The organism is Roseisalinus antarcticus, from assembly GCF_900172355.1.
GTDB classification, from domain to species: domain Bacteria; phylum Pseudomonadota; class Alphaproteobacteria; order Rhodobacterales; family Rhodobacteraceae; genus Oceanicola; species Oceanicola antarcticus_A.
The window spans coordinates 22,064-30,814 of sequence record NZ_FWFZ01000037.1 but is presented as its reverse complement, the minus strand read 5'-3'; the positions used below and the strand labels follow the sequence as shown (position 1 = coordinate 30,814).

The following is an 8,751-nucleotide window of genomic DNA, read 5'->3' as shown; positions in this document are numbered from 1 at the left end:
CGCTGGCCCGATACGGCTGCGCTGTATGAGGGCTACACCGCATCGGGCCAACTACCCGAGCGCTCCGAGGGGGTCATTTTTGGATGCCGATAGGGGGTCAAGATTGCCTGCCGATTGACAGTCGTGGGACACAGGATTTCCGGACGGCGTGCTGCCGACCCATTATTCTTGGGCTTTTCGTGTCTGGGAAGGAAACATGGCTGGGGTGGTAGGATTCGAACCTACGGTACACGGTACCAAAAACCGCTGCCTTACCGCTTGGCTACACCCCAACAGCGGGTGCTGATTAGCGCCACAGCATGGGTGGTTCAACCCCCAAACGCACGGTGGGCGGGACTATTCCTTGGCGGCCTCCGGGCGGAGCAGGTCTTGGGCGTCTTCCTGTTCGCGCTCCGCGTCCACGATCCTGTCGAGTTCGCCTGCCGTCGTTTCGGCCACGGGGGCGATGTCGTCCGGTTCGGCTGCAAGGGGCGACCGATGGGGCGCGGGCGAGGACGTATCCGGCGCGGCCAGGTCGCCTCCGGCGAGGGCGATCGTGTAGGTCGTGTTCGGCATGTCGATCCCGGCGGCCACGTAGGCCCGCTTGAGCTGTCGTAGGGCCTCGCCCCGGGCGAGCAGCAGGGAGGTGTCGCGCTGATCGATCCAGCCTGCAACGATCACCTCGACGCCGCTGTCGGTGATCTCGCCCAGCCAGATCATCGGGGCCGGCGTGGACAGGGTGTAGGGCAGGCCGCTGATCGTCTCCTTTGCTATCCGCACGACCTCGGACAGGTCGGACATCAGGTCTACGCAGATGGTGAAGGTGAACCGCATCTCGGGATTGATGGAATAGTTCACGATGCGGCTCTTGAAGACCGTCGCGTTGGGGATCCGGATCTGGTTGCCATCGAAGCTCAGCAGGATGGTCGCCCGGCTCGTGAGGCGGATCACCTTTCCCTGGTCGCCGTTGATCTCGACCACGTCGTTGGGGCCGAACGGCTGGCGGATGGACAGCATGATCGAGGCGATGAAATTCTCGACCGTGTCGCGAACGGCGAAGCCCACGGCAAGGCCGATGATGCCGGCGGCGCCGAGGATCGTGGAGAGCAGCGCCGAAGCGTTCAGGATGTCGAGCGCGACGACGATGGCCACGACGATGAAGGCCAGCCGGATCAGCACCCGGTAGAGGTCGGCGATGAAGGCGTTCGGCGCCAGCCGCTCCCACGGGCGTTGCCAGCGGGCGAGCGCGAAGCCCAGCGACACGATCACCGCAGAGACCGCGCCCGCGATCAGCAGCAGCGGCAAAGAGACCACCAGCTGGGCCATTCGCGCTCGGAACCGCTCGATCGCCGGGTCCAGGCGCCGGATGATGTCGGCAGTCTCGGTGACCTCGTTGCGGATCGCGACGACGCCTTCGACCCGGTTGACGAGGCCCTCCAACGCGCCGGCTTCGGTCATCGAAGTGGTCGTGCCCCGCAGCCGGACGATCCCTTCGGAGACCGTGACGGTGACATCCTCATAGCCGCCGAGTTCGGCGATGATCTCGCGGATCCGCACGGCGATGGCGGCGTCCGAGATGGCATCCGTCTGCGCCGTGATCGGCCCGTTCGGGCCGGCGTCCTGGGCGGCGCCGGGCAATGGGGCGACCAAGGCGGCCAGAAGCAACAGCAGGTGAAGAAAGCGCATTGGATCGAAACCGCTCAAATGACCGAAGAGGCCAGCCTAGGGCCTTCCCGGCTGCCCGCAAAGTGCGCCGCTCGCAACAGGCGCAGATTTTTCGCGAAAAATCTGGGCGCCTAGGAGGAGACCTGTTCGCGCAGGATGGAGGCGGTGATCGAGACCATGAGATAGATCCCCGCGAAGATCAGGAAGGCGAGAATGGTATTCTCGAAAGCCCTCGGATAGGTCGGATCATCCGGCGCCACCGGGGCCACCGAGAGCGACAGATAGCGCACCTGCCGGTTCGCCTCGATCTGGGCCGTTTCCATGGCCTGTAGCGCCTGCTGGACCAGGACGTTCTGAAAGGCGTAATCCTCTTCGGCCAGCCTGAGCTGCGTGTTCTTCTGGGCCTGGCTGACCCCGCCCGTCACGTTCACCGCTTCGGCCTGGACCTCGGCGATCAGGGCGTCGATATTGCCGATCTCCGAGCGTAGCCCGTCGACCTGCGCCTCGTTCGGGCGGCGGGCGGCGAGACGGCTCTGGAGTTGCAATTGCAGCTCCTGTCGCTGGGTCTGCAGGGCGGCGATGCGCTGGGTCCGTGCGGCGGTCTCGCCGGCCGGGTCGATCGTCTCAAGCTCTTCCTGCAGGCTCAGAAGCTCTTGCAAGGCGGCCTGCCGGCGGCCCTCCGCGTTCACGTAGCTTTCGCGCGCACCGGCCATCTGGTCCTCGCGCAGGCGCTGGGTCAACTGGTCGATCTGCTCTTCGGCGTAGTTCACCAGCGCCTCGGAAAAGACCTGGCTGGTCTCGGGGTCGGCGGCAGACACCTCCATCCGCAACAACCCCTCGGTCGGATCATAGCTGACCTTCACGCGTTTCTCGTAGATCGCGTAGGCCTCTTCGTTGCTGGCATCGTCTGCGAGCGCCTGGATCGGGTCGATGTGATCCTGGTTGAAATGCTCCTTGAAGCCGTGATCCTGGTCCAGCCGCAGCATCGCCTCGCGCGAAGTCAGGTAGGACTGGACCGCGATCGAATCCTGCTGCGTCGCCATCGAGGTGCCCTGGAACAGGTTGCCGAAGCCGCCGGCCCCGCCCTGGGGTTCCGCCTGCTGGATGACGAATTCCGACTTGGTCGCATACATCGGAGTCGCGACGAAGTTGTAGTAATACCCGGCCGCGAAGGTCGGCAGGCCCACGAACAGCGCGAGCCGCGTCAGCAGCAAGAGCATCTTCAGCCGCCGCCGCCTGCTCAGGTCGCGCTGGATGCGGGCGACCTCGGCCATCCCGTCCTCCAGCCGCGAGGGGCCCGCCGGGCGGGTCTCGGTCGAGGGCAGGTTTGCGGGCTTCGCGCCGACGGGCAGATTGCCGCCGCGGTTGGCCGGCACGGTCTGGGGCAGCTGGGTCCGCCCACCTCCGCCGCCGCCGCTGCCATGATCAGGAGAGGCGAGCACGTCGGTCGTGTTGTCGGGCACCACGAGTTCCAGCACGCTCGAGCGCTGGAACGGGTCAACGCCGTTTCGACGCAGCTGCCGCACGGCATCGAAATCCGAAGTGACCTCCAGCCCGTGTTTCTGCGCCACGCGCCGCGCCATCCGAAGCTGTCGGCCGGTCAGCCCCTCGCGCCGGATCTCGTCTATCTCGGCCTCTGCGGAGACCCGGTTCGCGCTGTCCACGGCGCCTGTGAGGCCCGTTTGCCCGGCGGATCCCGCAGCGTTGTTGGGGCCGGTCTGATCAGGGGCGGCGGGGGCGGCATCGCTCAGGTCGGCCGCGGGGCCAGCCGGTGCGGAAGACTGGCCGGAGCCACGGCGGATGCGGAATTTGCGGGCTTTAGGCTTCGTAGTCATAAAGTTCTTTCGCCTCTTCCAACGTCTCGAACATCGTCAGCTGGCCGTTGCGCAGCACCGCCGCCTGTTTGGCGAACCGCTCCAGCGTCTGGGGCTGGTGGGAGACGATGATGATCGTGGTCTTCTCGAGCCGTTCACGCAGGATCGCGCCGGCTTTGCGGTTGAAATCCGCATCGGTGGTCTGCGGCATACCCTCGTCGATCAGGTAGATGTCGAAATCGAGGGCCAGCAGCAAGGAAAAGGTAAATCGTGCCTTCATGCCGGCGCTGTAGGTGCCCAGCGGCATGTCGAAATACTCGCCGATCCCCGACAGCCAGCGGCAGAACGCCTCGACATAATCCGCGTCCAGCCCGTAGAGGCGGGCGATGTAGCGCGAGTTCTCGACCGCCGTGTGGCGACTGACCACCCCGCCCATGAAGCCCAGTGGAAACGACACGCGGCTGGTGCGCAGGATGGTGCCTTCGTCGGGTTTCTCCAGCCCGGCCATCATGTTGATAAGCGTGGTCTTTCCGGTGCCATTGGGCGCGAGGATGCCGAGCGAGTTGCCGATCTCGACGCGAAACGACGCGCGGTCAAGGATCACCTTGCGCTGCTTCCCGGTCCAGAAGGACTTGCTGACATTGTTGAACTCGAGCATCGGCTCTCGTCGCTCTGTGGCCCGGTTGGGCGCCTCGGTGTCCGCCGGGATGATGGCGGTATAAAGTTAATGTCCCCTTCTATCGGGGAATTTTGCCAGCATTATGTCGGCGAGCCGTCTAAAAGTTCAATAAAATTCCCCGAGAGGGCGGGCGATGCCCCCCGGACGGGGTGTCAGACTGGGTGTCGCTGGACCCGTGTGAGCTTGCCCACGATGAGCGCGATGACCGCGGCCGAGAAGCTGAAGAGCGCCCCCATCTTGGCGGCATCCTGCACCGGGCCGACCTCGAAGGCGACCGAGGCGATGAACAGCGACACGGTAAAGCCGATGGCGGCCACGCAGCCGATCACCAGCAGATCCACCATCCGCATGCCCTGCGGGATGCCGAAGCCCAGCGGCTTGGCCGCGATCCAGCCGAAGATCAGGATGCCCGCGGGCTTGCCGATCAGCAGGCCGGCCAGGACCAGCCAGGTCGCCTCGCCCATGGCGCTGAATTCGACGCCTGCGTTCATCAACCCGAAGAAGAACAGGATGATCTCCACCGGGTGCTTGAGAGCGTGCTCGATCTTGTTGAGCAGGTCGGTGAGGTATTGCTCGGCCTCCGAAAACAGGCCGAAGGCGCGGTCGGCATGGGGGATCGTCGGCACGATGGGCAGCAGGCCAAGGGCCGGGTGTATGCCCGCCTGCATGAAGCCGTACCAGCTCAGGCAGCCGGCGATCAGGTAGGGCCAGAAGGACAGGGTCTTGCGCACCCAGGTCGAGGTCGGCCGCGCCTGGTTCCCGCGATCTCGCATCCGCGGCAGCCAGTTGAAGAGCACATAGACCCCGGCCGCGGCACCGGCGGAGAGTAGCAGCCAGAGCGGCGCAAGCTCGGCCGAAGGATAGAACAGCGCGAGGATGATCAGCCCGGCGGCATCGTCCGCGATCGCCAGCAGCAGCAGGAAGCGCACGGCCGGATGGCCGGCGCCGAAGACCATGCGGCCCACCAGGTAGGAAAAGGCGATGTCCGTGGCCGTCGGAATGGCCCAGCCGTTCGCCACCGCCGAATAGGTCTCGGACCCGAACACCAGCGCGAGCCCGAGGAAGACGGTGACGGGTCCCAGCATGCCGCCCAAGGTGGCCACAAGCGGCGTCGCGGCCTTCTTGCCCCGCAGCGACCCGTTCTTCAGGATCAGGGCCTCCCAGACTTCCTTGGCAGCGATGCCGAAGAAGAGGGCCATCAACAGATCGTTCACCAGGTAGTGCAGCGTGAGTGTCCGATGTGCGACCTGGCCCGCAAGCGGATGGCCTTCGGGGTGAAGATGGGCGTGTCCGATGGGCGCGTGATCCCAGATCACGAAGCCCACGAAATGGTGGTAGCCGGCGGGGTCGAGATTGGCCCAGACCAGCGCGATAAGGGCGCCGAGGATCAGCAAGATCGAGTAATTCGCAAGGAAGTTCCAGACGCGATACATTGCGACTCTGTCCGTTTCTTGCCGTCGTGGTAGAACAAGTTGCCCATTGCCGCAATGCCGACGCTAACGTGGCGGTAGCGCCGGGTCCTGCCGGCATTGGGCGAGCGGGAGGGGCTGGACACGGATGACCGAGGTGGCCCAGCCGGTCGCGGGGTCCACGGAGCCGATGAAGCAGCCGCATCCATAGCCGTAGGAGCCATTGGTCTCCACCCAGTCTCCTGCGCCCGTATCCCAGGGCGCGTCGATAAAGCCATTCCGGTCGTGGGCCCCCTGCAGCATCAGCACCCATTCTCCGTCCCGATCGGTCAGCCACCAATTGGCCGGGGACGGGTTGTCAAGCCAGCCACACCGCGTTTCCAGCGGCGAGGCAAGCAGGAAGAACAGGATGGACAATCCGGGCATTCGTCAAACCTACCGGCGGAGCAGGCGCAGGCGCAACAGAAACCCACCGACGTGCCCCGCTCTGAGCGGAGACAGAAAATTCGCGAATTTTCTGGGGCCCGGTGGCCAACGGCGGCACGGTTATTGGGCCGAGGCGCTGCAGGTGGTCGGTCATGTCCGGAGGATGCCGAGCGGACCACGCGCGTTGTTTGCGTGATGCGGGCGTGTGGCGCGGCAACAGGCTTGTCCTTCCTCAGGGGCCTGCTATCTCTCCGCGGCAATGGAGCTGACCGAGAGCATCGCCGCCTGCCGCCTTTGCGCCGAAAGGTTCGCGCAGACCCGGACCCGGCATGCGCCGCGACCGGTGGTCTGGATCGACCCGGCCGCGCGGCTGCTGGTTGCGGGGCAGGCGCCCGGGATGCGGGTTCACGAGAGCGGCATCCCCTTCCGTGACCGGTCCGGGGACCGGCTGCGGGACTGGCTCGGTCTTGACGAGGCGACGTTCTACGACCGGCGCCGGGTCGCGATCCTGCCGAACAGTTTCTGCTTTCCGGGCTACGATGACAAGGGCAGCGACCTGCCGCCGCCGGCCATCTGCGCCGCGACCTGGCATGACCGCGCCATGGCGATGATGCCGGCACTGCGGTTGAAACTGCTGATCGGCGCCTATTCTCAGCGCTGGTATCTGGGGACACGCCGCAGCGTGACGGAAGTCGTGCGGGACTGGCGATCGGCGCCCGAGGATGTCATCTGCCTGCCGCACCCCTCCTGGCGCAACACCGGCTGGCTCAAGAGAAACCCCTGGTTCGAAACCGAGCTGGTCCCGGAACTGCGGCGACGCGTCGGGCAGGTTCTGGTCGCATAGGCCGGGGCAGGGGCGCAGTCGCCGCCCGCGCCGGGGGCACGCACGGAAACGCAGGCAGGCTGTTGCCATTCCCGTCGGTTCCGGCTGACACAGGCCCGGTGCGGCGGTGCCCGGCCACCGCGCCCGTCCCGCGCGACAACATCCGCCGGCCGGCCAGAGCGTCGGATGACAGGAAAGGAAGTGCCATGACCGAGACAGCGATCGACCTCGCCCACCGCGCGATGGAGGCGGCGCCGGAGGACGATACCGCCCGCCTGCGCTTCTTCGAGCGGGTCGCGGATGCGGAGCTCTTCCTGCTGCTGGAGCGGGAGGTCGACGGCGAAATCATCGCGCCGCGGCTCTTCGAGGTAGAGGGGTTGTCCTATGCGCTGGTCTTCGACCGGGCCGAACGGTTGACGGCCTTCACCGGCGCGGTGACGCCCTATGCCGCGCTGTCCGGGCGCGGCCTGGCGGCGATGCTCGCGGGGCAGGGGGTCGGGCTGGGCCTCAATCTCGATGTGGCGCCCTCGGCGATGATGCTGCCGGCCGATGCGGTCGACTGGCTTGCGGCGACCCTCGGCGAAGGCCCCTCGGAAGCGGAGGCGCGGATCGCGGAGATCGCCCCGCCGGGCGGCTTGCCCGAGGCGCTGCTGTCACGGCTCGACGGCAAGCTCGCCACCGCGGGGGGGCTCGCCCGGGCCGCCTATCTGGTAACGGTGGTCTATGAGGACGGGGGGCGCGGCAGCCTTCTGGCCTTCGTCGACGCCCAGCCCACGGCCGAGGCGGCCCTCGCCGGCGCGGTGCGGGAGGCGCTGGTCTTTTCGGGAATCGACGCGGGCGCGCTCGATGTCGCGTTCTTCCGCGCCGCCGACCCGATCGCGGCGGCCCTCGCGCGGCATGGCCTGCGCTTCGATCTGCCCGAGCCGGAGCGGGAGCAGGTCACGCGAAGCGCGCCGGGGTCCGATCCCGACGCGCCGCCCCGGCTGCGGTGAGGGCTGCGCCCCGGACCTGCGCCCGTCAATAGCCGCGCGAGCGGTCGACCAGGTGCAGCAGCGGAGCTCCGTCGATGGCGCGACGCAGGTTCTCGGCGATCACCACGGAAGCTGTGTCGGGACGTGTCGCCGAGGCGATGTGCGGCGTGACCGTCACCTGGTCGTTCTGCCAATAGGGGTGATCGGCGGGCAGGGGCTCTGTCCGGAAGGTATCGAGTGTCGCGTGGCCGACCTGGCCGGACTCGAGCGCGGCCAGCAGCGCGGTGTCGTCGACCAGGGCGCCCCGACCGGGATTGAGCACCACCGCGCCGGGCGAAAGCCGGGCAAGGCGGGGCGCGTCGAGCGTGTTCTCGGTCTCGGGCGTCAGCGGCAGGAGCAGCACAAGGATCTCGGCGCCGTCGATCGCGGTCTCAAGCTCGGACGGGCCCGCCAGGCAGCGCAGGTCGGGCACGGAGCGGGGCGTCCGGCTCCAGCCGGTGACGTCAAAGCCGAGGCGGGCCAGGGCGGTGCCGCAGGCGGTGCCCAGCTCTCCGAGGCCGAGGATCGTGACGCGGCGATTGCGGGCGAGCGGCGGCGGGGAGGGGGCCCAGAGGTGGTCGGGGTTCACGATGTGGGCGTCCATCCCCAGATGATGGCGCAGCACATGGCCGGTCACCCATTCCACCATGCCGTTCGCCAGCCCCGGATCGACCATGCGGGCCAGCGGCACCGTCAGCGTCTCGTTTCCGACGATGGATTCGACCCCCGCCCAGAGGCCCAGAACGGCCTTCAGCCGTGGATAGGCGGTGAAGTCGGTGCCGGTGTCCTTCGGGCCATAGACGATGTAGTCGACCTCCTCGTCGGGGATGTCGGGCGAGACATGGGCCGTCACGCCGACCTCGGCGATGGCGGCGGGCAATTCGGTCTTGTAGGCGGCCCAGCTTTTCTGTGGGGCCATGAACAGCACGTTGATCATTGCAGTCTT

8 protein-coding genes and 1 tRNA gene are annotated in these 8,751 nt (G+C 67.0%); 2 read left to right on the top strand and 7 right to left on the bottom strand.

Annotated elements, in window-relative coordinates; translation table 11 throughout:
- Positions 1–197: 197 nt before the first annotated feature.
- The 6 genes from ROA7023_RS19900 to ROA7023_RS19875 all read right to left on the bottom strand — a co-directional run bounded on the left by ROA7023_RS19900 (position 198) and on the right by ROA7023_RS19875 (position 5,972).
- Positions 198–272: transfer RNA gene (locus ROA7023_RS19900), tRNA-Gln, on the bottom strand.
- A gap of 64 nt (positions 273–336) precedes the next feature.
- Complete coding sequence (locus ROA7023_RS19895) at positions 337–1,665, bottom strand: mechanosensitive ion channel family protein (protein WP_085880749.1); 1,329 nt, start codon at positions 1,663–1,665, stop codon at positions 337–339.
- 110 nt (positions 1,666–1,775) lie between these two features.
- The gene (locus ROA7023_RS19890) at positions 1,776–3,479 is read right to left on the bottom strand and encodes a KpsE/RkpR family capsule polysaccharide export protein (RefSeq protein ID WP_085880748.1); all 1,704 of its coding nucleotides are present in this window, start codon (positions 3,477–3,479) and stop codon (positions 1,776–1,778) included.
- Complete coding sequence (locus ROA7023_RS19885) at positions 3,463–4,116, bottom strand: ABC transporter ATP-binding protein (protein ID WP_085880747.1); 654 nt, start codon at positions 4,114–4,116, stop codon at positions 3,463–3,465. The genes ROA7023_RS19890 and ROA7023_RS19885 overlap by 17 nt, the downstream gene beginning before the upstream one ends.
- A 173-nt stretch (positions 4,117–4,289) precedes the next feature.
- Entirely contained in the window at positions 4,290–5,570 is a 1,281-nt protein-coding gene (locus ROA7023_RS19880) for a Na+/H+ antiporter NhaA (RefSeq protein WP_085880746.1), read from the bottom strand.
- A 63-nt stretch (positions 5,571–5,633) separates the two neighbouring features.
- The gene (locus ROA7023_RS19875) at positions 5,634–5,972 is read right to left on the bottom strand and encodes a DUF4087 domain-containing protein (RefSeq protein ID WP_085880745.1); all 339 of its coding nucleotides are present in this window, start codon (positions 5,970–5,972) and stop codon (positions 5,634–5,636) included.
- 259 nt (positions 5,973–6,231) lie between these two features.
- On the opposite strand from ROA7023_RS19875, the gene ROA7023_RS19870 reads away from it, so the two are divergent.
- The gene (locus ROA7023_RS19870; protein ID WP_085880744.1) at positions 6,232–6,816 is read left to right on the top strand and encodes a uracil-DNA glycosylase family protein; all 585 of its coding nucleotides are present in this window, start codon (positions 6,232–6,234) and stop codon (positions 6,814–6,816) included.
- A 185-nt stretch (positions 6,817–7,001) separates the two neighbouring features.
- Entirely contained in the window at positions 7,002–7,787 is a 786-nt protein-coding gene (locus ROA7023_RS19865) for an SseB family protein (RefSeq protein ID WP_085880743.1), read from the top strand.
- Positions 7,788–7,812: 25 nt separating this feature from the next.
- Here ROA7023_RS19865 and ROA7023_RS19860 read toward each other — a convergent pair whose 3' ends face one another.
- The gene (locus ROA7023_RS19860; protein WP_085880742.1) at positions 7,813–8,742 is read right to left on the bottom strand and encodes a 2-hydroxyacid dehydrogenase; all 930 of its coding nucleotides are present in this window, start codon (positions 8,740–8,742) and stop codon (positions 7,813–7,815) included.
- Positions 8,743–8,751: the final 9 nt, after the last annotated feature.

Bases quoted from the DNA above. Each gene is read 5' to 3' on its own strand.
- ROA7023_RS19880 (WP_085880746.1), bottom strand. From the start codon at position 5,570: ATGTATCGCGTCTGGAACTTCCTTGCGAATTACTCGATCTTGCTGATC.
- ROA7023_RS19885 (WP_085880747.1), bottom strand. From the start codon at position 4,116: ATGCTCGAGTTCAACAATGTCAGCAAGTCCTTCTGGACCGGGAAGCAG.
- ROA7023_RS19875 (WP_085880745.1), bottom strand. From the start codon at position 5,972: ATGCCCGGATTGTCCATCCTGTTCTTCCTGCTTGCCTCGCCGCTGGAA.
- ROA7023_RS19860 (WP_085880742.1), bottom strand. From the start codon at position 8,742: ATGATCAACGTGCTGTTCATGGCCCCACAGAAAAGCTGGGCCGCCTAC.
- ROA7023_RS19895 (WP_085880749.1), bottom strand. From the start codon at position 1,665: ATGCGCTTTCTTCACCTGCTGTTGCTTCTGGCCGCCTTGGTCGCCCCA.
- ROA7023_RS19870 (WP_085880744.1), top strand. From the start codon at position 6,232: ATGGAGCTGACCGAGAGCATCGCCGCCTGCCGCCTTTGCGCCGAAAGG.
- ROA7023_RS19890 (WP_085880748.1), bottom strand. From the start codon at position 3,479: ATGACTACGAAGCCTAAAGCCCGCAAATTCCGCATCCGCCGTGGCTCC.
- ROA7023_RS19865 (WP_085880743.1), top strand. From the start codon at position 7,002: ATGACCGAGACAGCGATCGACCTCGCCCACCGCGCGATGGAGGCGGCG.